The sequence below is a fragment of the Streptomyces sp. AC512_CC834 genome (assembly GCF_019049325.1).
GTDB lineage: Bacteria > Actinomycetota > Actinomycetes > Streptomycetales > Streptomycetaceae > Streptomyces.
In genome coordinates this window covers 22,874-47,923 of record NZ_JAGMUO010000104.1, presented here as the reverse complement: position 1 = coordinate 47,923, position 25,050 = coordinate 22,874, and the positions used below count along the sequence as shown (strand labels likewise).

Below are 25,050 nucleotides of genomic sequence, written 5' to 3'. Positions count from 1 at the left end.
TGCACGGTGCCGGGTCCGGGGGTCGTTGCAGGAGACGGTGCGGGTGACGAAGCGGCCGTCGGGGGCCTGTTTCCGTTCGCGGCGCAGGTAGCCGTGGGTCTCCAGTTCGCGCAGCGCCGCGCTGATGCGGACTGCGCCCTCCTTGAAGCGGGCGGTCAGGCTCTTGATGTCCACGGAGGTGCCGCCGCGTACGGACTGGACGTACAGGCCCAGGCCGATCGCCAGCAGGGACAGCTTGGGGTGCTGGGCGAGGTGGTTGCCGACTACGGTGAAGTTGGCGGTGTGGCGGACGTTGTCGTGGATGACGCCCGAGCGGGGGCGATTGTCGTCAGCGGCGGACTCGGCGCGTGCGGGCACGCTAGGGTTTGGGGTAGCCATCTGGAAGGGCTCTTCTTCCTCGGTGGTCAGGCCCTCGTCAGCGACGCAACTCGTCGACGGGGGCTGACATATGTCAGCGGTTAATGCGCTGAGAGTAAGGGAGCTGGGGGTACCGAAATCCAGCCCAACCGGTGATGTTCACCCAGGCGGGTGACTCGACGCCGTGGGCGGGTGGGGTGGGGTTTGGCAGGGGTCTTTTCCCCAAGTCGTCCTTGGAGGGAGTCGCCCGAGCCTCCGGAACGCGAGAACCCGGGTTCCGGAGTCAGCGCAGGGCAGCGGCGAACGCGGACCACGCCGCGTGGCTGACCAACAGGGCAGGGCCGTCAGGACTCTTGCTGTCCCGGACCGGGACCAAGTCGGGGAAACCGGGGGCGATTTCCACGCAGTCTCCGCCGTTGGCGCCGCTGTAGCTGCTCTTGATCCAGTTGACCGCGCCGAAATCGTGGCTGTTCATGATGCTCGTACCCCTCCATCACGTCGCTGATCAGAGCGGCGGACTCAGGGCCTGACAGAGCGTCCGCCCGCAGAACATCATAGGTCGCGCTACGGCGGGCAAAGACGGTCGGATTGTCGCTGAAATGACCACGTTCCAACGACTCTGAGTACACCCATCGCTCCCCGCCGGGCAGTTCGATCAAGGACAGTGAAGTGTCTGGGCGGTCGATGTCCGGTCGGCCCAACGGCGCTACCTGCACACGAATGTTGGGAAGACGGCCAACCGACAGCAGGTGGGCGCACTGGTCTCGCATCACCGTCGGCCCGCCCACCACGTGACGCAGGCAGGTCTCGTCCAGGACGACGAAATAGAACGGGTCACCGCCACCGTAGAAGCGCTGCTGCCGACTCAATCGCGCCCGTACCCGCTCCTCCACTTCGTCGCCGTCCGCCAAGCGTCGCGCGAACAACGCGGTCGCATAGTGGGGCGTCTGCAGCAGACCCGGCATCACCTGCGTCTGATAGGCACGGATGGCCACCGCTTTGGCGTCCATGCGCGCCCTGCGCTCGAACCAGTCCGGATGCTCCACCTCCGGATACCAGTCGATGCGCCCCCACAACCGCGCCAACACCCCACCCGTGCCCAGCAGCTCGTCGCACGACTTCGCGAACGTGTCCTGCGGCACCCGCGTCCCCGCCTCCACCCGGGCGATGTGCGACCGGTCGCAGGGGATACGGACCGCAAGACCCTCCTGCGTAAGCCCAGCCGCCTCCCGGAAGTGCCGCAGCACCTCACCGAACACGGCGGCCGTACTCGCGCCCGAACCAACGGCGTTGCGTCGCCCCACGGTCCCCCACCTCCCCTCCCCCGCGTGACACCTGCGTGACAGTGGACGTGTGTCACGCGTCAAGCGTTGATACCGACGATTCCCCTGCGCAACTCTCAATACACCCAGAGTCACAGAGGTTGCACGATGAAACCGGGAGGCTCAGAGGGCGGGCTACTCGGACGGAGCTGCGCTCCGGGAATGTTTCGGAGCGGTGCGTCGGCCGCGGGCGGTACTGTCCGGTTGTTGCCGCATGTGGTTGCGGACCCGGGTCATGATGCTGCCGAGCGCGTCGACGTCGTCGGCGGTGAGCGGGGCGAAGAGCAGGCGCCGGGTGATGTCGATGTGGCCGGGCAGGACACGGCCGACCCGGGCGAGGCCCTCGTCGGTGAGGGTGACCATCGTGGCGCGCTGGTCTTGGGGGGACGGGCCGCGGGTGATCAGGCCGGCCTTCGCCAGGAGTCCGGCCTGGTGGGTGAGGCCGGAGCGGCTGTAGACGACGCCGTCCGCGAGATCTGTCATGGTCAGCGGTTGGCCTGCGTCGGCGAGACGCGCGAGCAGTTGGAACTGGACGTAGCTGAGGTCGCCCTCCGTTTGCAGTTGCTGCTCGACGGCGCGCTGGAGCAGGCTCACGGCCTCCATGAGCGCGAAGTACGTCCCGAGTTGTTCGGGCCGGAGCGTTCCGGCGTCCGGGATGTCGTCGGGAGTCATCTCCCCACCATAGGCGCTGCGACATCGAAGCGTACCCCTGGGCTGCCATGGCGAGGGGGACACGAAACCAAGGGGTTGCTTCGATGTCGAAGCATGCCTAGAGTGGAGGCAATCGCTTCGACATCGAAGCAATTTTGGGAGGCAGTCATGCGGACAGACATGAAGGCAGTGCGTTACGAGCGCTACGGCAGCAGTGAGGTACTGCGCATCGAGCAGGCCGAGCGGCCGGCGCCGGGGGCCGGGCAGGTACTGGTGAAAGTGGCCGGCACCACGTTCAACCCGGTCGACGCGACCATCCGGGAGGGATATCTGAAGGAGGTCTTCCCGCTGGAGCTGCCACACGTGCCGGGCATCGACGTGGCCGGGACGGTCGCCGAAACCGGCGACGACGTCGAGGGGTTCGCCGTCGGCGACGCGGTGATCGGCTTCCTGCCGATGAACGCTCCCGGAGCGGCCGCCGAGTACGTCCTCGCCCCCGCTGCGGTGCTGGCCGCGGCACCGAAGACGGCCGATCCGGCCGACGCGGCGGCGCTGCCGTCGGTCGCGCTGACCGCGTGGGAGGCGCTGTTCGAGTACGCCGGGCTCGCAGCGGGAACGGGCCGGTCCGTGCTGGTGAACGGAGCGAGCGGAGCCGTCGGCGGGTACGCGGTCCAGCTCGCCGCGCGGGCCGGGGCCGTGGTGACCGCGACCTCGAGCCCGCCCCACGCCGACCGGGTGCGCGGCTACGGCGCCGCCCGGATCGTCGACCACACCGCCACCACCCTCGCCGAGGCCGGGGTGGGGACGTTCGACGCCGTGCTCAATCTGGTGACGACTTCACCGGCCGAGACCGCGGAACTGGTCGGCCTGGTGGCCGACGGTGGCGTGCTGGTGTCAACGACCGTCGACGCCGTCCCGGATCCCGCGCGCGCGGTACGCACGGCGCGGGTGTTCGCCCGCAGCGACGCGAACCTGCTCGCCGAACTGGTCGCCCTCGTCGACTCCGGCGACCTGCACATCCACATCGCCGACCGGCGCCCGCTGGCCGACCTGCCCGCGGTCCACGCCGCGGCCGCCGAGGGCCGGCTGCCCGGCAAGACCGTCATCACCGTCTGACCGCGCGCCCGGCACCGACTGGTCCACCCCGGCAGACCAGGCTGTTCCGCCCATCGCGTTCGATCCCGTCCCGGCCTGAACCCCGCCCACCCGAATCCAAGCCGAATCCGACCAGATCCAAACCCGCATGCATCACCGCCGCGGTCCGCCGGCCCACCGGTGCGGCGGCCCGCGCCACCACCCTCCAGGAGAGACCACCATGACCATCCCCTACCTCGCCCAACGGGCCCAGCAGCAGACCCTCGAATGGATCGACGGCGGACTGTTCACGGTCCTCCTCGACAGCCAGGCCACCGAAGGACAGTTGACCGTGGGCCGGTTCGACGTCCCCAAGGGCGAAGCGCCGCCCTTCCACACGCACACCCGCGAAGACGAGGTCTTCCTCCTTCTCGAAGGCGAAGCGCTGGTCTGGGTCGGCGACGAACGCCACGAACTGTCCAAAGGCGGCGTCGTCTACCTGCCCCGCAACATCCCCCACGGCTACCGCATCACCTCCGACCGCGCCGACCTGCTGGTCATCGCCACCCCCGCCGGCATGGAAGAGATGTTCCGGCACGCCGGACGCGACATCACCGCCCCCCGCCCGGACAACTTCGAAATCACCAAGGACAAGCTCGCCGAAGCCGCCGCACTGCGCGGCAACATCATCGTCGGCCCGCCCCGCTGACCCTCACCGGCCGCAAGCGGGAAGGCGCCTCTTCGCCGACTACATCGTGCTGGAACGCGTGGAGCTCCGTTCCTGGGCCGGGCGGATGTTCTGGTTGGCGTGGAAGAGGTTGTACGGGTCGTAGGAGTGCTTGATCCGTGCCAGCCGGTCGTAGTTGTCCCGGTAGGTGGCACGCACCCGGTCGGCCCGCTCGTCCGCGCCCGCGAAGTTCACGTAGCCGCCGCCCATCGAGTACGGCTGCATTTGAGACCAGTAGTCGGTGCACCAGCGCTTGATCAGGCCGGCGTTGCCGGGGTCGGGGTCGATGCCGCCGAAGACGCCGGACCAGGTCGCGTCCCGGTAGCTCCACGCCGTCTCGTCCGCTCCGACGCGGCCGGCGGCTCCGTCGACCGGGTAGAGGTGCATCGTGCACAGGTCGGTGGGGACGGCCTCGCCGTACCTGCGGTGCACCTCGGCGGCGGCGTCCGGGACGGCGTCGAAGAAGGCGCCCCGCCAGTACCACTGCAAGCCGGCCGGGAGCAGCGCGTCGAAGTTGCTCTGCAGGGTCTCGTACGGCATCGGGGCGGTGAAGTGGAAGGACGGCGGTCCGGCCTCGTTGACGACGGCGAAGGTCTCCTCCAGGCGGTCCAGCGGGCCCGTCCAGCACCAGATGACGCCGCACGACTTCTGCCCGTGGAGCTCCTCCGGGAAGGGTGGCGCGGGCGGTACGACCAGTTCGGCGAAGAAGCCGTAGACGTCGTCCGGGGCCTGGGGCAGGTACTCGCGGTACCACTTGAGGACCTCGGTGGTGCGGTCGACCGGCCACAGCGTGACCGCGGCGCCCACCGTGGCCACCGGGTGCAGACGGAACGTGAAGGAGGTGACGACGCCGAAGTTGCCGCCTCCGCCGCGCAGCGCCCAGAACAGGTCGGGGTGCTCGGTCTCGCTCGCGGTGACGAAGCCGCCGTCGGCCAGCACGACGTCCGCGGCGAGCAGGTTGTCGATGGTCAGGCCGTACTTGCGGGTCAGGTAGCCGTGTCCGCCGCCGAGCGTGAGACCGCCGACGCCGGTGGTCGAGATGACCCCCGCCGGCGTGGCGAGGCCGAACGCGGCCGTGGCGTGGTCCAGGTCGCTGATCAGGGTGCCGCCGCCGACCTGGGCCGTCCGGGCGGCAGGGTCGACCCTGCACCAGCGCATGGGCGACAGGTCGAGCGTGACGCCGCCGTCCACGACGCACAGGCCGGGCCCGCTGTGGCCGCCGCCCATCACGGCGAGTTCGAGTCCGCCGTCCCGTACGTGGTTCACGGCGGCCATGACGTCTCCGGCGTCGGCGCAGCTCACCAGGGCTGCGGGATGCCGGTCGATCATCGCGTTGTAGATGTGCCGGGCCTCGTCGTACGTGGCGTCCTGAGGGGCGACGACCGGGCCGCGCAGCGCGGCGCGCAGGGATTCCAGGGCGGGAGCGTCCAGGGCGGGAGCATCCAGGGTTGGGCTGCTCATGATGTGTTCCTCGGATCGGATGTGACGCGCGGGCGTGTGGAGCCTCCCTCCGCGAAGCCCCCCGGTACCCGATCGTCCGCGCCGGCCGCCCGCACCACCCCGCACCACCCCGCACCATGCCCCGCCGTGCCCCGCCGAGGGCCGACTCTTCCAGCGTCTCGCCGCCTGGCCCGCCACGCAACACGCTTCCCGGACGGGCACGGACGGGCACGGGCGCTCACGCTCCGGTGTCGCGTGGAAGACTGCGCGTGCCCGCCCGACGGACGAGGAGACACGGCATGCGACTGGAACGCGACGGCGACGGCGGTGACCTGTTCTACGAGGTGCACGGCGAGGGCGAGCCACTGGTCCTGGTGCACGGTTCGTGGGCGGACCGCACCGACTGGGCTCCCCTCCTCGACGCCGGTCTGCCGGAGTCGTTCCGGGTGGTGGCGTACGACCGGCGTGGCCACGGCGGGAGCGGGGCGGCGCCCGAACCGGGCAGCCGACGGCAGGACGAGGACGACCTCGCCACCCTGCTGGAGGAGGCCGTCGGGGAGCCCGCGCACGTGGTCGGGAACTCGTTCGGCGGCTCGGTGACGCTGGGGCTCGCCGCCCGGCGGCCCGAACTGTTCCGCAGCGTCGGCGTCCACGAGCCCCCGCTGCTCGGGGTCGTCGCCGACGATCCGGCGGCGGCCGGGCTGCTGCGGCCGACGGTGACGGGCATCGCGTCGGTGGTCGCGCTGATCCGCGAGGGAGAGCGCGAACGGGCCGCGCGGGTCTTCGTGAACGACGTCGCGCTCGGGCCGGGGGCCTGGGAGGAGATGCCGGAGGAGGACCGCCGTGCCGTCGCCGCACTCGCGGACACCTTCGCCGACGAGCAGGCCGACCCCGACTGGGCGACGCTCGACCTCGACGCGCTGGGCAGCGGCGGGCTCGGCAGCGGTGCGCTCGATCGCGGTGCGCTGCCGGTGCTGCTCACGCACGGCACCGACAGTCCGCCGTGGTTCGTCACCGTCCTGGACCGGCTCACCGAAGCGCTGCCTGACGTACGGCGGGTGGACATCGAGGGTGCGGGACACGTCCCCCACACCACGCATCCCGCCGAGTACGCCGCCGCACTGACCACGTTCGCCGGACGAAGGTGACCACGGCGGACGCCGCGCGCCCGATCGTGTGCGGGCATCGGACGGACCGGACGATGCCCTGAAAGAGGCGGCGGTGTTCGTCTGGGCCCCACTAGGGTCGTCACTCGGTGACAGGCATCACACACCTCAGGGGGCGGACGGTATATGGAGAGATCGGAGAACCCTGAGAGACCGGAGACGGGGCGGCAACCGCCGGCGTCTCGGTCCAGGGATGCCGGCAACGACAGGCCCTGGCACAACGTTCCCCCTCCCCCTCCGCCGCTACCCCCGCACTTGGCGGGCGGCGTCGAGCTGCGGGTCGGCCGGCGGCTGCTATGGGTCGGCGGCGCGGCCTATCCGATCAGAAACATCACGCGTGTGTACACGTTTCTGCTCACCCCGCGGCGCGGCGACGCCACCGTGCTCTTCTTCAAGCGCGTCGGGATCATTCTGTCGGTGGCCGTCGCCATGACGATTCTCGGCCAGTTCATCGACCTGGCCCGGAGGGGCGACGAGACCTCTCCCGCCGAGACGATCGTCAAGTGGGTCTGGATTGGCGCTGTCGTGGCAATGATCTACTGCGTCGGGGACTTGATGAGCGTACTGACCGCGGCCTCGCACTGGGTGCTGGCCGTGGAGACTTCCGGTGCGTCGACGGCCCTGGTGACCAGCAAGGACACCCAGCATCTCCATCAGCTCGTCGGCCACGTCGTGCACGCGATCGAGGACCCCGAGTCCGAGTACTACGTATGGGTCCAGTCGGTCGCGATCAATCCCAGGTACTACCACTTCGGCGACAACGTGAACATGTACGGCGGATCGGGCAACGTGGGGATGGAGAAGGCATGAGCGGGGACAGTTACCACGTGGGTGACAACGTCACCATGATCGGCGGCATGAAGAACACCGGCATGGTGAAGAACGCGGCACCGGCCCCTGCGGACCCCGAACTGCGTTCCGCGATCGTGGCGTTGACGGAGCTGCTGAGAGACCTGCGTCCGCGAGTGTCACCTGTGGGCGCCCAGACGATCGACGACTCCCTGCCCCTCCTCGCCCCCGACGCCGTGGTCCAGCCGCAGGCCCGCACCCGCGCCCTGATGGCCGTCGCCGGCGTCGCCGCGACCGCCGGGGCGCTGGGCGTGCCGATCGTGGAAGCGGTGAACGCGATCCTCCAGCTCCTGGGCGCGCAGTAGCGGACGCGATGACGGACCAGGTCATTCCCCGGGGGCGCCGCGCGCGGTTCGCGGCCTGGTATCGGGGCCAGGATTCCGGCGTGCGGGCGGCGGTCATCGGCTTCGCCGGTGCTGTCGTCGCCGCGCTGATCGGGGCCGCGGCGGCACTGGCGATCGCGCTGATCGGGTCCCGCGACGGTGCGAGCGCGGTGGCGCCACCCACCAGCCCGTCCACCACCCCGGCCGGACAGGGCACCGGCCCGCCCGGCCAGGACCCGGAAATGCCGCCCTCCGAGCCAGAGACCACAACGGTGAGCACGGATACGTCCGGCACCCCGACGAGCGCCGAGCCCACGCCGACTCCCCCTGTGACACCGACGTCGACTCCGCCCGCCCCGCCGGTCAGGGAGCGCTGGAGAGGCACGCTCGTGTTGGACGGCAGCGCGGGCGTGCGGGGCTGGTTCATGGACCCGGTCCCGCCGGGGCGGGCGCCGGTCGGCGATCTCGCCATCCGCGGGCCCGGACAGGTTTACGGCAACACGCTGGCCGCATGGAACGGTTCCGACCCGCCGAGCCGGAAGCAGTGCGTGGAACTCCTCAACACCCACCTCGGCAAGCGCCAGTTCGACGTACGGGTCGGCGACCGGGTGTGTTTCGGTACGGAGGGTGGCCGGGTCGGTGCCTTCGAGGTGACCGCCGTCCCAGACCCCTACCATCTGACGGTCGCGGCGACGGTCTGGCAGCTACCCTAGGCTGCGGGGCGTGACGCCAGCCGACCGCCGTCTCCGCACCGTCGATCTGGCCCGCGCGGTCGGGCTCTCGACGCAGCAGGTGCGCAACTACGAGGACGCCGGTGTGCTGCCCCCTGCCGGGCGGACCGACGCCGGGTACCGGGTGTTCGGCGAGCGGCACCGGGCCGCGCTGCTGACGTACCGGACGTTGCGGCAGGGGTACGGCCCGGTGACCGCGCCGCAGGTCATGCGGGCCGTGCACGACGGGGACGTACCCGGCGCGCTCGCGCTGGTCGACGCCGCGCACGCCGCGCTGCACGAGGAGCGGGTCTCGCTGCGGGCCGCGAGCGAGGCGCTTGAGGCGCTGGCCGGTCAGGAGCCGGAGCCGCTGCCCGGTCCGGGCGGCCTGCGCATCGGCGAGGTGGCCGCACTGATCGGCGTACGGACGTCCGCGCTGCGGGTGTGGGAGGCCGCGGGGCTGCTCACGCCCGGGAGGGAACGCGGCACCGGGTACCGCGTGTACGGACCCGCCGACGTACGGGACGCGCGGGTGGTGCGCACCCTGCGTCGCGGCCACCAGCTCTTCGACCAGATCCGGCCCGTGCTGGACGGACTGCGGCGCGAGGGCGGCAGCGAGGCGCTGCGGACGGCACTCGAGGAACGAGGGCACCGGCTCACCGCGCGGACCCGGGCGATGCTGGCGGGAGCGGGCGCCCTGCACGCGTACCTCGCGTGAACGGCGTTCCGGCGGTCCGGGGTTGTGGGCGTATCGGCGTTCGATGAGCCATCCGTTCCGTTGAACAGTGCCGACACACCAGGTGCGCGGTCGCGGACACGGCATTCCCTTGGTCGGGTCTGTTACATCTGCGAACGGAGACCCCCCTCGTGCGAATGACCGACATCCAGCGCTGCGAGATCCGGCCCGGGCGCCTCGTCGAGTGGACGCTCAGTCCCAGGACGCTCGACATCGCGGCGGCGCTGCCCGAGGACGCGCGACCGCCGGCGTACATCCAGGAGTCGCACATCCGGACGGCCCGGTCGGTGCGCGAGGACGGCCTGTTCGTGCCGACGTGGCTCGGCGCGGCCTTCGACATCCCGGGCCCGGTCGACCTCGACGTGCTCCAGGAGGCGCTGCGCGCCTGGACCCTGCGGCACGAGACGCTGCGCAGCGGCTTCCGGTGGAGCGGCGCGGCGGGTGACGTGATGCGGCGCTTCACCCTCGACGCGGACGCGGTGTCCCTGCGGCGCGAGGTCGTCGGTGACTTTCCGGACGCGACCGGCCTCGCCCGGCATCTCCAGGACCGCTTCGACCGTGTCGCCGACGCGCTGCGCTGGCCCAACCTCATCTACACGGCGGTCGTCCGCGACGACGGCGTCAGCGTCTACATGGCCTTCGACCACAGCAACGTCGACGCCTACTCCATCTACCGCATCCCCGCCGAGGTCCAGGAGTTGTACACGGCCGGCGTCGAGGGCCGGACCGTGCCGCAGCCCCGGGTCGGCTCCTACGTCGACTTCTGCGAGGCCGAGCGCGCGGACGCGGACCGGATCGACGGCACCCACGACATCGTCGCCCGCTGGCGGGAGTTCATCCGGCGCTGCGGCGGGGTGCTGCCCTCCTTCCCCGTCGACCTCGGTGTGGAGCCCGGCGGCACACTGCCCGAACAGCGGTTGCTGCGCGAACCGTTGGTGGACGCGGCCGACGCCGCCGCCTTCGAGGCGTACTGCCGCCCGTACGGCGGCAGCCTGGTCGGCATCCTGGCCGCCACCGCCCTGATCGTCCACGAGATCGGCGGCGAGCCCGTCTACCGCACCGTCGTCCCCTTCCACACCCGCTCCCGGTCCCAGTGGTCCCAGTCCGTGGGGTGGTACGTCGGCGGCGCCCCGATCGAGGTCCCGGTGGCGCGGGCGCACGACTTCCCGAGCGCCCTGCGCACCGTCCGCGCCGAGCTCCACGCCAACCGGCGGCTGTCCCGCATGCCGATCGACCGCGTGCTGCGCCTGCTCGGGACGGACTTCCGGCCGACCTCGCCCGACCTGTACTCGATCGTGTCGTACGTCGACGCCCGCGACGTCCCCGGCTCCGGCCACTGGCCTGACCGGTCGGCGTACGCTCTGCTCCGGGTCTCGTACGGCGACCAGGTGTGCGCGTGGGTCACCCGGCTCCCGGAGGGCCTGTGGTTCGCGAGCCGCTACCCGGACACCGACATCGCGCACAAGAACCTGCGGCTGTACGTCGAGCGGCTGCGGGACGTCGTCACGGGCGTCGCGCGTTCCCGTTCGGCGGGGAACTGACCCGGGCGTCGGTCGTCCGTCGTCCCCCGTCGGAGATCTGTCGGTGGTGCAGGGAGTCTGTCGGCGTTATGTCGGCAGCACGGGCGACCTTGGCGGAGTCGGCGCAACCGTCCGGTCCGCCGCCCCGGCACCAAGGAGTCCACCGTCATGTCTTCTTCGTCCACGTCTTCGTCCATGGCTTCGTCTTCCGCACCCCAGACTCCGCCGTGGGACGTTCACCGGTTGCCGGCCTGCGCGGACAGAACCTTCCTGGTCACCGGAGGCAACGCCGGCATCGGCTACTTCGTCGCGGAACAACTGGCCGCCACCGGCGCGGTCGTGTGGCTCGGCAGCCGGGACGCCAGGAAGGCGGGCGCCGCCGCGGACTCGATCCGTTCACATGTCCCGGGCGCCCGGGTGCGGCACCTGCGGCTGGACCTCGCCGACCTGTCGTCCCTCGAGGGCGCGGTGGACCGGCTGGACGTGGAGCGTCTCGACGCCGTCGTCCACAACGCCGGGGTCGCGCTGGACGACCCGCCGCGGCGTGAGACCGGGGACGGGCACGAGCTGATGTTCGGGACCAACCACCTCGGCCACTTCGCGCTGACCCGGTGGCTGGCCCCGTTGCTGTCCGCGGCGCCGGCCGCCCGCGTCGTGACCGTGGGGAGCTTCGCGGCCCGGTCCGTACGGCTGGACCTGGACGACCTGGAGTCCGCCGGGGACTACCGGCCCAAGCGCACCTACAGCCGCTCCAAGCTCGCGCAGATGGCCTTCGGCTTCGAACTCGACCGGCGTCTGCGTGCCGCCGGGAGCACCGTGTCGAGCGTGGTGGCCCATCCCGGCGGCGCCCTGGACTCCCTCACCCCGTCCCGGCCGCCGGTCCACACGACGACGGCCGGGGAGCGGCTGCGCGGTCTGCCCGCCGCGCTGATGGTGCAGGGCAAGGAGGCCGGTGCGTGGCCCGTCGTCCGGGCGACGCTGGACCCGGACGTGCGGGGCGGCCAGATGTGGGGGCCCAGGGTCTTCCGCATGCGCGGCGCACCGCGGTCCGAGCGCGTCCCGGCCCACATGGCCGACGCCGCCGTGGCTGCCCGCCTGTGGGCCGCCTCCTGCGAACTGACCGGCGTGGAACCCCACCTGGGGCTCCTTCCGGCCCGGTGAGGCGTGCGGCTCCTGGTTCAGGTGGTTCAGGTGGTTCAGGTCGTTCAGGTGGTTCAGAAACCGACCGACTGGAGGGCGCCCAGGCCCACGTCCGCGTAGGAGTGCTTGCCGGAGACGAAGATGTTGACGCCGTAGTAGTTGAACAGCCAGCAGCCGAAGGCGGCCAGCGCCAGGTAGGCGGCCTTGCGGCCCTTCCAGCCGGCGGTGGCGCGGGCGTGCAGGTAGCAGGCGTAGGCGACCCAGGTGATGAAGGACCAGGTCTCCTTGGGGTCCCAGCCCCAGTAGCGGCCCCAGGCGTCGCCCGCCCAGATGGCGCCCGCGATGATCGTGAACGTCCACAGCGGGAAGACGGCCGCGTTGACGCGGTAGGCGAACTTGTCGAGGGAGGCGGCGGCGGGCAGGCGGTCCAGGACGGAGTTGGCGAAGCGGCCGGGCGTGCCGCCGGTGGCCAGCTTGTTCTCGTAGGAGTCCTTGAACAGGTACAGGATCGTGGTGACCGCGCCGACGTAGAAGACCGCGCCGCAGAAGATCGCCGTGGAGACGTGGATGTACAGCCAGTACGAGTGCAGCGCCGGGACGAGCTGGTCGCTTTCGGTGTACAGGACCGTGACGGCGAGACCGAGGTCCAGCAGGACGGTGATGATCAGGGGCAGGCCGAGCCAGCGGATGTTCTTCTTCAGGGCGAGCAGTACGAGGTACACGCCGACGGCGACCGTCGTGAACGTGATGTTGAACTCGTACATGTTGGCCCACGGCGCCCGCTGCACGGACAGGGCGCGGGCCAGCACGCCGCCCGCCTCGATGGCGAACGCGAGGACCGTGAGCGAGATGGCGATCCGCCCGTACAGGTCGCCCTGCACGGTGCCGCCGTGCGCGCCGGGCCCGTCGGGTACGTCACGGCTGCCGGTCGCCGCGCGGACCACGACCTGGGGCCGCTCCAGTACGGCGGTGCCGCCGGCCTTCTTCACGGTGACGGCCGGAGCGGCCTTCGCCTTCGTGTCGGCCTGGTTGGCCTGGGCGGTCAGGGCGGCCGCGGTACGGCCGACCTTGCTGCGGCTGCCGAAGAGCCACTCGGCGATGTACGCGAAGAACGCCAGTGTGTAGACGGCCATCGCGGAGTAGATCAGCGTGTTGCTGACGTTCGCGAGATTCTCGTTGGTCGCGGCGGCCAGCTCGGTTGCGGCGGCGAGAGTCATTTCTCAGCCCCTTCGGCAGATACGACGTGGGTGTCGGGGGTATCGGGGGTGTCGTCGTCGTTCTTGGGCGCGTCGTTGTCGGGCGCGTCGTTCGCGGGCGCGTCCGGTGCCCGCTCGTACAGGATTCCGGCGAGGTCGCCCAGTTCTTCGGGGACCTTGGCGGACTCGCTGCGGCCGAGGCCGGCCATCTCGACGACCGTGACGCCGTCGGCGCCCTTGACCGCGCGCACCCAGACCCGGCGGCGCTGGATGAACAGGGAGCCGGCGAGGCCGAGGATGGCGACGACGGCGCCGCCGAGGGCCCAGCCGCCGGCGGGCTGCCGGGTGACCTGGAAGCCCGCCCACTCCTGGACGCCGTTGAAGGTGACCGTGCCGGCGCCGTTCGGGAGGGTCATGGTGTCGCCGACCTTGAGCTGCTTCTTGAACAGCTCGCCGTCGGAGTCCTTGAACTCCTTCAGGTTGTCCTTGTCGAGCTGGTAGATGCTCTTCGCGAAGCCCGCGTCGACGCCGAGGTCGCCGTGGTAGGCGGAGAGCGCGAGCATCGGGTTCTTCAGCGCGGGGAAGGTCGACAGCATCGTGCTGCCCTGGCCGCCGTACGTCGGCAGGAAGAAGGCGTTGAAGCCGAGCTGCTCCTTCTCCCCCTTGGCGTTGCGGTAGCCGTCGCGGACCATGACGGCGCCGGAGGAGGTGACGTTGGAGTCCAGCGGCAGCAGGGCGGTCGCCTCGCGGTCCATGACGACGTTGCCCTTGGCGTCCTTGACGGTGAGGATGGGCGCGTAGCCGTGGCTGACCAGGTAGACCTTCGAGCCGTCGATGTCCAGCGGCTCGTTGACCTTGATGGTGGTCGCGCGCTCCTCGCCGTAGGCGCCCTCGCTGTAGTCGATCTTGGCCTCGTAGACGCGCGGGGTGCCGCGGTTGGGGCCGGTCTCCTCGTACGTGCCGTGGAAGTCCTTCAGGGTGAAGCTGAAGGGGGCCAGGTCGTGGTCCGGGTCGAAGAGGTTGCCGGACTTGAAGTCGTCGTACTGGGTGAGGGTGTTGGAGAAGCCGTCGCCCTCCAGGATCAGCTTGTTGCCCTCGTACTTGAACAACTGGCCCCAGGCGAACGCGATCAGCATGACGATCAGCGCGACGTGGAAGGCCAGGTTGCCGGCCTCGCGGACGTAGCCCTTCTCGGCGGAGACGGCGTCGCCGACGGTGTGGGCGCGGAAGCGGCGCTTCTTCAGCAGGGCGAGCGCGTCCTCGCGGACCTGCTCGGGCTCGGCCCCGGTGCGCCAGGTGGTGTAGGCGGGCAGCCGGTTCAGGCGCCGGGGGGCGCGGGGCGGACGGCCGCGCAGTTGGCCGACGAACTGCCAGGTGCGCGGGACGATGCAGCCGACGAGGGAGGTGAACAGCAGGATGTAGATCGCGGAGAACCACACCGAGCCGTAGACGTGGAAGAGGCCGAGCTTGTCGTAGAGCGGCCCGAGGATGTCGTGGCTCTGGCGGAACTCCTCGACCTTCACGGCGTCGACGCCGTCCTGCGGGATCAGCGAGCCGGGGATCGCGCCCAGCGAGAGCAGCAGGAGCAGCAGCAGCGCGACCCGCATCGAGGTGAGCTGTCGCCAGAACCAGCGGGCCCAGCCGATGACGCCGAGTGAGGGGAGGTTCGGGGCCTCCTCCTTGGGGGCGGTGGAGAGCTGCGAGCCGGCGGCGCCGAGGTCCTGGTCCTCGTCGGTCGTCGGGGTCTTGCCCGTGGTGGTGTTGCTCATCGGTCAGATCCCTACAGTGAAGCCGTTGGACCAGGTCTGCATGTCCTGCACGATGCTGTCCCACGCGCCGGTCAGCAGCAGCACGCCGGTCGCGATCATCATGATGCCGCCGATCCGCGTCACCCAGACATAGTGGCGCTTGATCCAGCCGAAGGCGCCGAGCGCCTTGCGGAAGGCGACCGCGGCGAGCACGAAGGGCACGCCGAGGCCGACGCAGTACGCGACGGTCAGTATGGCGCCGCGGCCGGCGGTGCCCTGGTCGGCGGAGAGCGCCAGGACGGACGCGAGGGTCGGGCCGATACAGGGCGTCCAGCCGATGCCGAACAGCGCGCCCAGCAGGGGTGCGCCGACCAGGCCGGTCACGGGGCGCTTGTGGAAGCGGAACTCGCGCTGGGTGAACCAGGGCATGAGGCCGACGAAGAAGACGCCCATGAGGATCATGAGCACGCCGAGCACCTTGGTCAGGGTGCCGCGTTCCTCCTGGAGCGTGGAGCCGAAGTAGCCGAAGAGCGCCCCGCTGGAGACGAAGACGGCGGTGAAGCCGAGGACGAAGAGGGAGGCTCCGGCGACCATCCGTCCGCGCCGGGCCTCGCCGAGGTCCGTGCCGGTGACGCCGGTCACGTAGGAGAGGTAGCCGGGGACGAGCGGCAGGACGCAGGGCGAGAAGAAGGAGACGAGACCGCCGAGCAGTGCGATGGGGAGGGCGACGAGCAGGGCGCCGTTCAGCACCGTGCCGTTGTAGCCCTCGACGGCGAGCGTGGTCACTGCGGACACGTCACTTCTCCGACTGGAGGAACGGGTCGAGCATCTTGCGCAGCTTCTCCTCGCTGAGCGCCTGGAGGGTGCGCGCGGCGACGTTCCCGTCCCGGTCGATGATGAGCGTGGAGGGGATGGCCTGCGGGTTGAGGGTGCCCTTCTCGAAGCGGAGCATCAGCTTGCCGGTGGGGTCGTACAGGCTCGGGTAGCTGACCCCGAACTCCTTCTCGAAGGCGCGGGCCGGTCCGGTGGACGTGTCGCGGGTGTTGATGCCGACGAACTGGACGCCCTGGTCCTTGACGTCCTGGTAGACCGTCTCGAAGTTCTTGGCCTCGGCGCGGCAGGGCGGGCACCAGGATCCCCACACGTTGAGGACGACGACCTTGCCCTTGTAGTCGTCGACGTCGAGCTGTCCTCCGTCGACCGTCTTGCCGGACAGGTCGGGGGCGTCGGCCCGCTCACCCTTGTCGACGGTGGAGATGCCGTCCGCGCCGGTGACGAAGCCGGTGTCGCCGCCGCCGCCCGAGGTGCCGCCCGAGCTGCAGGCGGTGGCGAGCAGCACGACCGCGGCGGCGCCGGTGGTCAGGACGACCCGGCGACGGGCGCGGGCGGTGATGCCGCCCCCGGACGTGCGACTCGGGCGATTCGAGCGGTTCGAGCGGCTCAAGCGATTCGAGCTGTCCGAGCGGTTCGAGCGGTTCGAGCGCAGGGGGGCGCGGCTGGCGGCACTCATGTGAAAAGTTTCGCATGTCCGTTCCAGGGATCTTGCGCACCCCCCTCACGGGCGGAAACCCGCATTTCAGGCGGCGTTCGAGGGCGCTCCCGAGCTGGCCGGCGAGTCCTTGAGGAACGCGTTCCAGCCACCGGCGGGCTGCTGTCCCACCTCGACGGTGCGGAGCTTGTCGAGCACCTCCGGCTTCTGCACGTCCAGCCAGTCGGTGAACTGGCGGAAGGAGACGAGCCGGATGTCCCCGCCCTTCTCCTTCTCCTGCGCGATGTGCTTGAGGGCGCTCTCCACGGCGTCCATGTAGATGCCGCCGTTCCACTCCTCGAAGTGGTTGCCGATGAAGAAGGGTGCCCGGTTCGACTCGTACGCCCGCTTGAAGCCGGATATATACGATTTTGTGGCCTGTTTGCGCCAGCCCGGGTAGTTGTGCGCGGGGGCGTTGGTCGAGTTGACCGACTGGTTGGCGAGGATGTTGTAGTCCATCGAGAGGACCTCGAAGGAGTGGCCGGGGAAGGGTATCTGCTGCAACGGCAGGTCCCAGATCCCGTCCTTCTTCGCCGGCCACACCTGACGGCCGCCGGGCGAGGAGGCGTCGTAGCGCCAGCCCAGCTCACGGGCGGTGGGCAGCAGCTTGTCCTGGCCGAGCAGACAGGGCGTGCGGCCGCCGACGAGTTCCTTGTCGTAGTCGAAGGGCAGGGACGGCAGGTCGGTCCAGCCGCTGTTGGTCCGCCACTCCTTCACGAAGGACTTCGCCTGGTCGATCTCGCTGCGCCACTGCGCGGACGTCCAGTTGCCGACGCTGCCGCCGCCCGCGCAGAAGTGGCCGTTGAAGTGGGTGCCGATCTCGTGGCCGTCCAGCCAGGCCCGGTGGACGTTCTTCAGCGTCGCCTTGATGTGCTCGTCGGTGAGGTAGCCGATGTCGGAGGCGCCGCGCTGGTTGTTCGGCGGGTCGTAGAGGCGCTTCTTCGACTCGGGCAGCAGATACAGGCCCGAGAGGAAGAACGTCATGTGCGCGCCGTGCTCCTGGGCGAGGTCCAGGAAGCGCGGGAAGAGCCCGTTGCCGACCTCGCCCGCCCCGTCCCAGGAGAAGACGACGAACTGCGGCGGGGTCTGGCCGGGCTCCAGCGGCACGGGCGCATCCGGCTGGTGCGGCTGCTTGCCGGTGTACGACGTGGAGCCGTCACCGATGGGCTTCGCGGGGGCCTTGTCGCTGCCGGAGGGCGAGGGCTTCCCGGCATCGCCGGCCTGGTGCGAGCCGTCCCCCGATGAGCCGGAGCCGGATCCGCAGCCCGCGAGCCCGGCGGCGGCCGCGGCGCCCGCGCCGAGTCCGAGTATCCCCCTGCGGGTGAGAGTGCGGTTGGAAGTGCGCATCGCAACCTCGTTCGTCGCGTCCTTGGGTGGTCACTAGGTGAGAGGACGCGACGAACGAGCGGGTTCCGGAAATTTGTGCGGATTGAGTAACAGCGGACCCACAGGAACGGACCTGGGGCGGCGGGACGGGACGACCCTCTCAGGGACCGGGACGACCCTCGGCGGTGGGACGGGACCGGCCGACCCTCAGGCCCCGTAGGCCTTCCCCTGTCCCTTCACGGGCCTGGCCCCCGCGAGAAGGTGGGCCGGGACGAGGTCGCGGGCGGGCTCGGTGTAGCCGACGGAGACGATCCGGTCGCCCCGGTACGTGAACGTCGTCAGGGACGCCAGCGTGCACTGCCGCTTGCGCGGGTCGTGCCACAGCCGCCGCCGCTCGACGTACGAACGCAGGATCCAGATCGGCAACTGGTGACTGACGACCACGGCCTCGTGCCCGCGCGCCCGGTCCCGGGCCGCGTCCAGGGCGCCCTTCATCCGCACGACCTGGTCGACGTACGGCTCGCCCCAGGACGGCTTGAAGGGGTTGACCACGTGCTTCCAGTTGGCGGGCCGGCGCAGCGCGCCGTCGCCGATGCCGAAGGTCTTGCCCTGGAAGACGTTCTCGGCCTCGAGGAGCCGGGCGTCGGTGTCGAGGTCGAGCCCGTGCGTCTTGGCGATGGGCGTCGCCGTCTCCTGCGCCCGCTCCAGCGGGGAGGCCACGACGTACGTCACGTCGCGGGGGGCGAGGTGCTCGGCGACCCGGTCGGCCATGCGCCGGCCCAGCTCGGAGAGGTGGTAACCGGGCAGCCGGCCGTAGAGGACGCCGGTGGGGTTCTCGACCTCGCCGTGCCGCATGACGTGGACGACGGTCAGCTCTTCGCCGCTGTCACGGTTGCCGTTGCTCATGCCGTCGCCGCTGATGCCGTCGCCGCTCATGCCTTTGCCTCCGCGGCCGCGCGGGCCGCCGCCGGAAGGGCGTCGGCGATGCGCTGGACGGCCCGCTCGTCGTGGGCGGTGGACACGAACCAGGACTCGAAGGAGGAGGGCGGCAGATAGACGCCGTTCGCGAGGAGCGAGTGGAAGAAGGCGGTGAACCGGAAGGAGTCCTGCGCCCTGGCCTCGTCGTAGTTGGTGACCGGCCGGTCGGTGAAGAACACGGAGAACATGTTGGAGGCGCTCTGCAGCGTGTGCGCTACGCCTTCCTTGGCGAGCGCCTCGGTGACGAGCGACTGGATCCGCGCCGACACGGCGTTGACCGTGTCGTACGCCGCGTCGTCGAGGAGCCGTAGCTGGGCGAGACCGGCGGCGGTGGCGACGGGGTTTCCGGAGAGGGTGCCGGCCTGGTAGACGGGCCCGGCGGGGGCGAGGTGCGCCATGACGTCGGCCCGCCCGCCGAAGGCCGCGGCCGGGAACCCACCGCCCATGACCTTCCCGAAGGTCATCAGATCGGGAACGACGCCCTCGACGCCGTACCACCCGGCCCGGCTGGTCCGGAACCCGGTCATGACCTCGTCGGAGACGAACAGCGCGCCGCCCGCGGCGCACGCGTCCTTCAGCCCCTGGTTGTACCCGGGCAGCGGCGGCACGACGCCCATGTTGCCGGGGGACGCCTCCGTGATCACGCAGGCGATCTCGCCGGGGTGGGCGGCGAAGGCGGCGTGCACGGCCTCCAGGTCGTTGTACGGCAGCACGATCGTGTCGCTCGCCTGGGCGCCGGTGACACCGGGGGTGTCGGGCAGCGCGAAGGTGGCGACGCCGGAGCCGGCGGCGGCCAGCAGCGAGTCGACGTGACCGTGGTAGCACCCGGCGAACTTGATCACCTTGGTGCGCCGCGTGAACCCGCGCGCGAGCCGGATGGCGGACATGGTGGCCTCGGTCCCGCTGGACACGAGCCGCACCTGCTCCAGCGGGGCGACCCGCTCGACCATCGCCTCCGCGAGCGCGACCTCACCCTCGGCGGGCGTACCGAACGACGTCCCGCGCGCCACCGCGTCCTGCACCGCGGCGATCACCTCGGGGTGGGCGTGCCCGAGGATCATCGGCCCCCAGGAGCAGACCAGGTCGACGTACTCCCGCCCGTCGGCGTCGGTCAGATACGGCCCCGTGCCGGACACCATGAACCGGGGCGTGCCGCCGACGGCGCGGAAGGCCCGCACCGGGGAGTTCACACCGCCGGGCGTGACGGCCGCCGCACGGTCGAACAGAGCCTGCGAGGCCGGTACTTCGTATGGATATGCCAGTTCGCTCATGACCTGCGACTTCTCCGACCTTCTTGACCTTCTCCGACGTATCGGACTCTGCTCGGGCTCCGCTCGGACCCTGCTCGGACCCTGCTCGGCCCGTGCCCGGCCTCTGGTTGCCCAGGGTGACCTCCTCAGGGTAGACAACCGCCCCGACCGCCGTACCGTCTGCCAGACTGGAGCCCGTCCACACAGCTCACCAGGGCGGCGTGGAGAGCGGCCGCCGGCGTCCTGCGGACATATGTTTCACCGCACGTTTCGCCGAGCGGACGTGGGGGAGGTCACTGACACGATGATCGGGTTGCGCGGCGGGGGCCACGCGTCCTAGAAAAGCAGTCGGGTGGAGATATGCATCGCGGTGGCGGACTGGGCGAGGGGACCGACGACCTGGGTCCTCGACGTGCCCGGCGGGGAAGGCACCGACGCGAGGCGGAGGAAGCGTCCGAAGCACGTCAGACACACGGCACACCGAGCGAGCCCGACCGGGCCGACCGGCGGACCGACCGGCTGGGGGCGGAGAGCAGGAATGGTGGTCGGGTGGGGGTGACCTACAAGTACTTCGGCGCGCCCGACGGCGCGACCGCGGCCCGCGTCCCGATCTCGATGCGCCCCGAGGAACTCGGCGGCGACGAGCTCGGGATGAACGGCATGTTCACCAAGATCAAGCCGGAGACCATGGCCGCCATGGTCCTCACCGGCATCGAGGGCGTCCCCCTGCACAAGGTCCCCCCACTGGAACTGGTCGTCCTGCACCCCGACTACGCCGTCGTGAAACTCCCGATGACCGTCGTCGACCCCCTGCGCGGCATCGGCGAGGAGGCGGTCGGCGCGGCCGCCTTCATCTGGTCCACGGTCCCGGACCGGGGCGGCCCGCGCGACGCGTTCAACGTGTACCAGCTCCTGCACGAGTGGCAGGACTTCTCACACCGGCTGCACGAGGCGGGGCATCAGCCGTATTGCCTGGTGTGGCCCTGAGCCGGGGTTTCTTGCGGATCGGGCGGGGGCCTGATCACGACCTGACGGACAGCGTGGGAGCAAGCAGTTCCAGCACTTCCTCCCAGCGGTAGCGCTCGGCCCCGCCGCCCGCCTTCGGCCGGTGGGGCTCGTAGGAACCGATCAGGACGCCCATCTCGCGCAGCACGTCCAGACTCCGGCGATAGGCGGGGTGGGCGGCCTGGGCGGAATTCAGGTACGGCAGCACTGCGACCGGAACGCCCATCGCCGGGGCCTCGCACAGGATGCCCAGCGCGAGGTTGTCGGAGATTCCGGCGGCCCACTTGTTGACCGTGTTGAAGGTGGCCGGGGCGACCGCGACCGCATCCGCCGGCCGACTCGGGCGCGGCTCCCCCGGTGACCGCCAGGCCGAACGGACGGGGCGGCCGATCTGGGCCTCGATCGCCTCCGCGTCCAGGAAGCCGAGCCCTTGCGGGGTGGCGACGACGCCTACGTCCCAGTGCCGTTCCTGTGCCGCGGTGATCAGCCGGCCGACGTCGGCTGCGACCCCGGCCGCGCAGACCACGATCTGGAGGAACGGCTTGTCCTGCTGATCACTCACGCGGGCACTCCCAGGTCCAGGTGACGGATGACACGGTGCACGTGCGGCTCGCTCAGGGTCTCAGCCGACGCGAGTTCCGCGCTGCGTACGCACCAAGGTCAGCGATCTCGGCGCGCGGGCGACGGGACGGGTCACTCTCGGACTCCAGGTACACGGAGTTGGTTGGGGTTCTCCAGCCAGACCAGCGGGGCCGTAGGTCGGGGGAAGGTGAGGATGACAAACGGGCCGTAGAGGCCGGGGTGCGCACCGAGGGAAAACGGGAGGAACTGGACGGTGACGTTCGGCTGTTCGCCGGCCTGGACGAGGTGCGCGCACTGCTGGCGCATCACGGCGGGCGAGCCGATGACGCGGTGAAGGACTGCTTCGTCCAAGACGGCCCACAGGGTGGCGGGGTGCTCGCCGGATTCCCGGCCTGCCTGGCGTTCCATGCGTACCTTGACCAGTGCGTCGACTTGATCGGGAGTGAGATCAGGACGCATCTGGGCGATGACGGCGCGAGCGTAGTCCTCGGTCTGGAGCAGGCCGGGAACGAGCAGGGGCTGGTAGCTGTCCGGCTCGGCGGCACCTGCTTCCAGGGCTGGGTAACCGTCGTAGCGGGTCGGAGTGAGAACCGTGGAGTATGTGCGCCACCAGGGCTTCTGCTGTTACTTGTCGGCACGCACGAGTTCGCCGTCAACTGGCGGCGAGCCGCCGCCGGGGGCTGGGCCACCCACGCCGCCGAGATCAGCCGTCGAACGACCAACGAGGAGTAGTCGACCATGCCGCTTCCGCCCTATGACGCCGTGCTTTGCGACATCGACGGCGTCGTCCGGCACTGGCCCGCCGCCGACGCGCTTGAGGAAGCCCACGGACTGCCCCTCGGCGCGCTCGCAACCGCGGCCTTCGCACCAGGCCGTCTGCTGCCCGCCATCACGGGGAGGATCACTGATGCGCAATGGCGGGCCGCAGTCGCGGCCGACCTCACCGACACCTACGGATCCCACGAGCGGGCCTGCGCCGCGGTCACGGCCTGGTCGGATCTCCTTCCGGTGGTCGATGAAGAAGTGGTCGCACTGCTTCGGCAGGCGCGCGAAGTCGCAGCCGTCGCCCTGGTCTCCAACGCGACCACCCGATTGGAGTGCGACCTGGAACGACAGGGACTCGCCGACCTGGCCGACACCGTGGTCAACACCGCCCGCATCGGCGTCGCCAAGCCCGACCCGCAGGTCTACCGCATCGCCGCCGGACAACTTGGCGCCGCAGCAGACCGCTGCCTCTTCATAGACGACACCGCCGCCAACGTCGTGGCAGCGCGCGAAGCGGGAATGACCGCCCTTCACTACCGCCGGTTCGAAGATCTACGCCGGGCGCTCGCACCGTTGTTCGGCGGGTCCAGTTCAGAGAAGCGCGCGAGCTGAACTTTGCCGAAGTGGAAGTAGGGGAACAGGTCTGGCTCGGGAGGGTGCTCCCTCTCGAGCCAGGACATCTGTTCCGCCAGGTCAGGCGGCTCGTCGGGTGTCGAAGGCCGCGGCGAGTGTGCGGGCGCGGTCGTGGGCGGACTTCATGGACGCCTCGTGCAGGGGGAGGAGGGAGGCGAGGGCCGGGGCGTGGGGGGCCATGGTCAGTTCGGGCGTCACGGTGGTGACGTCCAGGCCGAGGAGGTCTTCGTGGCCCAGGACGGCTTCCAGCGTGGGCACCAGGTAATCGAAGCCCTCCCTGGGGGCGCCGGGGCTGTAGCTGCCGCCCCGGGCGGATATCAGCAGGACGGGGCGGCCCGCGGCCGGGGAGGCGTCGCCCGTGTGGGTGAAGGTCCGGTCTGTGACGAGGATCTGGTCCAGCCACGCCTTGAACACCGACGGCATGGACAGGTTGTACAGCGGCACCGTGAACAGGTACGCGCCGGCGCCGAGGAACTCCTCGATCAGCTCGTCCTGCAGGGCCTGGGCCTTGGCCTGCTCGGGGGTGTGCCGGGCCGGGTCGGTGGTGCGGGCCGTCACGCCCGCCGCCGTCACGTGTGGCACCGGTGCGGCGGCGAGGTCGCGGTGGACGACCGGGCCCTGCCACTGGTCGCGGAAGGACTGGGCGACCTGGCGGGAGACGGAGGCCTCGCCGAGCGAGGAGGAGTCGATATGCAGCAGGTACGACATGGCGGTTGGGCCTTTCGAAGGGGTGCGAAGAGATGCGAAGAGCTGCGAAGAGGGGTGACGGTCAGGGGCGGGTCGGGGCGGCGCAGCCGTCGGGGCCGCAGGCCGGGGCGTCGCCCGCCGGGGTGAGGGTGACCGGGTGGGATTCGTCCCAGGCGGTACGGAGCAGGTCGAGCAGGGCGTCGCTGTTCTGGGCGCCGGGGACGCCGTAGCGGCCGTCGACGACGGTGAACGGGGCGCCGGTGGCGCCCAGGCGACGGGCGCGGCGGGCGTCCTCCTGGACCTGGGTGCGGTAGCGGCGCTCGGTGAGCGCCCGGCGCGTCAGGTCATGGTCCAGGCCCAGCTCGTCGGGGAGGCGGAGCAGGTCGTCCAGGGTGAAGACGGGCTCCGCCTTGCCGAAGTAGGTGCGGAAGACCGTGTCCCAGGCCTCGCGGTTCTTGCCCTGCGCGGAGGCGTGGGCCAGGAACTCGTGTGCCAGGTCGGTGTTGCCGACGACGTTGTCCAGCACCCGGTAGGGGATCAGGCCCTCGGCGGCGGCCTGCGTCTCAATCTGCCCGGTCGCCGCCTCTGCCTGCGCGCCGCTCATGCCGTACTTGCGCAGCAGGAGCTCGCGGACGCTGATCGTGCGGTCGGTGGGGAGGCTGTCGCCCAGCGGGAAGGGGTGGTGGACGACCTCGACCTCGTCGCTGTGCTCGAACCGCTCCACGGCCCGGTCCACACGGTGGCTGCCGAGCCCGCACCAGGGGCAGGTGACCTCGGCCCAGATCTCTACTTTCATGGCCCGAACTCCAATTCCTACTGTTTGTTCGTAGCGCCATGATGCGACAGTATGGAAGTTGTTACAAAAGGCACATGGGTGTGCGCGACGGAGAGGAATGGGTGCCATGCCGGACAGCACCGATACGGAGATGGCGGCCGCGGTCGGGCCGTGTGCGAGCATCCCCGCCGACAGCATGGCCTTCGTCCGGCAGGTGCTGGACCGGGTCGGCGACAAGTGGAGCATGCTGATCATCGCCGTCCTGGAGAACGGCCCAGTGCGCTACACCGACCTGCAGCGCCGGATCCCCGGCATCTCCCAGCGCATGCTCACGCACACCCTGCGCCAGCTCGCCGAGGACGGCCTGATCACGCGCACCGCATACGCCGAGGTTCCGCCGCGGGTGGAGTACGCCCTCTCCCCGCTCGGCCGCGGCCTGCACGAGATCGCCATGCGGCTGATCGGCTGGGCCGCGGACCACCACGAGGAGATCCGCGCCCATCGCTCCCGCACCGGCACCCCCACCGGCACCACCGCCTCGCCCCGCTCCTGAGCGGAAGCG

The 25,050-nt window shown here is 70.6% G+C and carries 27 protein-coding genes and 1 pseudogene; 12 read left to right on the top strand and 16 right to left on the bottom strand.

All coding sequences use genetic code 11. The features are described from left to right. From KUM40_RS33780 to KUM40_RS33770, 4 genes and pseudogenes are all read right to left on the bottom strand, one after another. Window positions 1–378 (bottom strand): annotated as a pseudogene (locus KUM40_RS33780) (helix-turn-helix domain-containing protein); the annotation flags it as partial. A 262-nt stretch (window positions 379–640) separates the two neighbouring features. After that, window positions 641–754 carry a DUF397 domain-containing protein gene (locus KUM40_RS41800; RefSeq protein ID WP_308401299.1) on the bottom strand — a complete coding sequence of 38 codons (114 nt, stop codon included), beginning with the start codon at window positions 752–754 and terminating at the stop codon, window positions 641–643. Further along, window positions 702–1,661, bottom strand: coding sequence for a helix-turn-helix transcriptional regulator (locus KUM40_RS33775; protein WP_217170121.1), 960 nt, complete (start codon window positions 1,659–1,661; stop codon window positions 702–704). The genes KUM40_RS41800 and KUM40_RS33775 overlap by 53 nt, the downstream gene beginning before the upstream one ends. A gap of 153 nt (window positions 1,662–1,814) precedes the next feature. Further along, complete coding sequence (locus KUM40_RS33770; RefSeq protein WP_217170120.1) at window positions 1,815–2,351, bottom strand: MarR family winged helix-turn-helix transcriptional regulator; 537 nt, start codon at window positions 2,349–2,351, stop codon at window positions 1,815–1,817. A gap of 147 nt (window positions 2,352–2,498) precedes the next feature. Between KUM40_RS33770 and KUM40_RS33765 the strand changes: the two genes are divergently transcribed. Together KUM40_RS33765 and KUM40_RS33760 are read left to right on the top strand one after the other, a co-directional pair. Beyond that, entirely contained in the window at window positions 2,499–3,446 is a 948-nt protein-coding gene (locus KUM40_RS33765; RefSeq protein ID WP_308401292.1) for an NADP-dependent oxidoreductase, read from the top strand. 199 nt (window positions 3,447–3,645) lie between these two features. Further along, entirely contained in the window at window positions 3,646–4,113 is a 468-nt protein-coding gene (locus KUM40_RS33760; RefSeq protein ID WP_217170119.1) for a cupin domain-containing protein, read from the top strand. A 39-nt stretch (window positions 4,114–4,152) separates the two neighbouring features. Here the strand turns inward: KUM40_RS33760 and KUM40_RS33755 are convergent, their stop codons facing one another. Continuing rightward, a complete protein-coding gene (locus KUM40_RS33755) occupies window positions 4,153–5,592 on the bottom strand; it encodes an FAD-binding oxidoreductase (protein WP_254396073.1) in 1,440 nt (479 codons plus the stop codon). A gap of 278 nt (window positions 5,593–5,870) precedes the next feature. Here KUM40_RS33755 and KUM40_RS33750 point away from each other — a divergent pair, with 278 nt between their 5' ends. The 7 genes from KUM40_RS33750 to KUM40_RS33720 all read left to right on the top strand — a co-directional run bounded on the left by KUM40_RS33750 (window position 5,871) and on the right by KUM40_RS33720 (window position 12,036). After that, window positions 5,871–6,719 carry an alpha/beta fold hydrolase gene (locus KUM40_RS33750; RefSeq protein WP_217170118.1) on the top strand — a complete coding sequence of 283 codons (849 nt, stop codon included), beginning with the start codon at window positions 5,871–5,873 and terminating at the stop codon, window positions 6,717–6,719. Between the two features lie 273 nt (window positions 6,720–6,992). Further along, window positions 6,993–7,547 (top strand): DUF6232 family protein, encoded by a 555-nt coding sequence (locus KUM40_RS33745; protein ID WP_217170117.1) that lies wholly within the window; start codon window positions 6,993–6,995, stop codon window positions 7,545–7,547. Then, window positions 7,544–7,891: a hypothetical protein gene (locus tag KUM40_RS33740; protein ID WP_217170116.1), complete on the top strand. Its 348-nt coding sequence runs from the start codon at window positions 7,544–7,546 to the stop codon at window positions 7,889–7,891. Before KUM40_RS33745 ends, KUM40_RS33740 begins: the two co-directional genes overlap by 4 nt. An 8-nt stretch (window positions 7,892–7,899) precedes the next feature. Then, window positions 7,900–8,622, top strand: coding sequence for a hypothetical protein (locus tag KUM40_RS33735; protein ID WP_217170115.1), 723 nt, complete (start codon window positions 7,900–7,902; stop codon window positions 8,620–8,622). Between the two features lie 10 nt (window positions 8,623–8,632). Next, entirely contained in the window at window positions 8,633–9,337 is a 705-nt protein-coding gene (locus KUM40_RS33730; RefSeq protein WP_217170114.1) for a MerR family transcriptional regulator, read from the top strand. A gap of 149 nt (window positions 9,338–9,486) precedes the next feature. Beyond that, entirely contained in the window at window positions 9,487–10,896 is a 1,410-nt protein-coding gene (locus KUM40_RS33725) for a condensation domain-containing protein (RefSeq protein ID WP_217170113.1), read from the top strand. Between the two features lie 174 nt (window positions 10,897–11,070). Further along, window positions 11,071–12,036 (top strand): SDR family NAD(P)-dependent oxidoreductase, encoded by a 966-nt coding sequence (locus KUM40_RS33720; protein WP_217170112.1) that lies wholly within the window; start codon window positions 11,071–11,073, stop codon window positions 12,034–12,036. A gap of 53 nt (window positions 12,037–12,089) precedes the next feature. Here the strand turns inward: KUM40_RS33720 and ccsB are convergent, their stop codons facing one another. From ccsB to hemL, 7 genes are all read right to left on the bottom strand, one after another. After that, the gene (ccsB, locus tag KUM40_RS33715) at window positions 12,090–13,232 is read right to left on the bottom strand and encodes a c-type cytochrome biogenesis protein CcsB (RefSeq protein ID WP_217170111.1); all 1,143 of its coding nucleotides are present in this window, start codon (window positions 13,230–13,232) and stop codon (window positions 12,090–12,092) included. Then, window positions 13,229–14,980 carry a cytochrome c biogenesis protein ResB gene (locus KUM40_RS33710; protein WP_217170110.1) on the bottom strand — a complete coding sequence of 584 codons (1,752 nt, stop codon included), beginning with the start codon at window positions 14,978–14,980 and terminating at the stop codon, window positions 13,229–13,231. Before KUM40_RS33710 ends, ccsB begins: the two co-directional genes overlap by 4 nt. Window positions 14,981–14,983: 3 nt before the next feature. Next, entirely contained in the window at window positions 14,984–15,754 is a 771-nt protein-coding gene (locus tag KUM40_RS33705; protein ID WP_217170109.1) for a cytochrome c biogenesis CcdA family protein, read from the bottom strand. A gap of 1 nt (window position 15,755) precedes the next feature. Further along, window positions 15,756–16,469, bottom strand: a complete 714-nt coding sequence (locus tag KUM40_RS33700; RefSeq protein WP_217170108.1) for a TlpA disulfide reductase family protein — start codon at window positions 16,467–16,469, stop codon at window positions 15,756–15,758. 66 nt (window positions 16,470–16,535) lie between these two features. Continuing rightward, a complete protein-coding gene (locus KUM40_RS33695) occupies window positions 16,536–17,834 on the bottom strand; it encodes a hypothetical protein (protein ID WP_217170107.1) in 1,299 nt (432 codons plus the stop codon). Between the two features lie 186 nt (window positions 17,835–18,020). Then, window positions 18,021–18,719, bottom strand: coding sequence for a histidine phosphatase family protein (locus KUM40_RS33690; protein WP_217170289.1), 699 nt, complete (start codon window positions 18,717–18,719; stop codon window positions 18,021–18,023). A 26-nt stretch (window positions 18,720–18,745) separates the two neighbouring features. Then, entirely contained in the window at window positions 18,746–20,062 is a 1,317-nt protein-coding gene (gene hemL / locus KUM40_RS33685) for a glutamate-1-semialdehyde 2,1-aminomutase (protein WP_217170106.1), read from the bottom strand. Between the two features lie 339 nt (window positions 20,063–20,401). On the opposite strand from hemL, the gene KUM40_RS33680 reads away from it, so the two are divergent. Beyond that, a complete protein-coding gene (locus KUM40_RS33680) occupies window positions 20,402–21,028 on the top strand; it encodes a hypothetical protein (protein WP_217170105.1) in 627 nt (208 codons plus the stop codon). A gap of 34 nt (window positions 21,029–21,062) precedes the next feature. On the opposite strand, the gene KUM40_RS33675 is transcribed toward KUM40_RS33680, so the two are convergent. Beyond that, entirely contained in the window at window positions 21,063–21,608 is a 546-nt protein-coding gene (locus tag KUM40_RS33675) for a flavoprotein (protein ID WP_217170104.1), read from the bottom strand. A gap of 131 nt (window positions 21,609–21,739) precedes the next feature. After that, entirely contained in the window at window positions 21,740–22,144 is a 405-nt protein-coding gene (locus KUM40_RS42745) for a DUF5753 domain-containing protein (protein ID WP_374227448.1), read from the bottom strand. 222 nt (window positions 22,145–22,366) lie between these two features. Between KUM40_RS42745 and KUM40_RS33665 the strand changes: the two genes are divergently transcribed. Beyond that, complete coding sequence (locus tag KUM40_RS33665; protein WP_217170102.1) at window positions 22,367–23,005, top strand: HAD-IA family hydrolase; 639 nt, start codon at window positions 22,367–22,369, stop codon at window positions 23,003–23,005. Window positions 23,006–23,086: 81 nt separating this feature from the next. On the opposite strand, the gene KUM40_RS33660 is transcribed toward KUM40_RS33665, so the two are convergent. Both KUM40_RS33660 and KUM40_RS33655 read right to left on the bottom strand, forming a co-directional pair. Continuing rightward, on the bottom strand, window positions 23,087–23,734 hold the full coding sequence (locus KUM40_RS33660; RefSeq protein ID WP_217170101.1) for an FMN-dependent NADH-azoreductase: 648 nt from the start codon (window positions 23,732–23,734) through the stop codon (window positions 23,087–23,089). 61 nt (window positions 23,735–23,795) lie between these two features. Continuing rightward, complete coding sequence (locus KUM40_RS33655; RefSeq protein ID WP_217170100.1) at window positions 23,796–24,509, bottom strand: DsbA family protein; 714 nt, start codon at window positions 24,507–24,509, stop codon at window positions 23,796–23,798. 106 nt (window positions 24,510–24,615) lie between these two features. On the opposite strand from KUM40_RS33655, the gene KUM40_RS33650 reads away from it, so the two are divergent. Next, window positions 24,616–25,041 carry a winged helix-turn-helix transcriptional regulator gene (locus KUM40_RS33650; RefSeq protein ID WP_374227443.1) on the top strand — a complete coding sequence of 142 codons (426 nt, stop codon included), beginning with the start codon at window positions 24,616–24,618 and terminating at the stop codon, window positions 25,039–25,041. The last annotated feature ends 9 nt before the right edge of the window (window positions 25,042–25,050 follow it).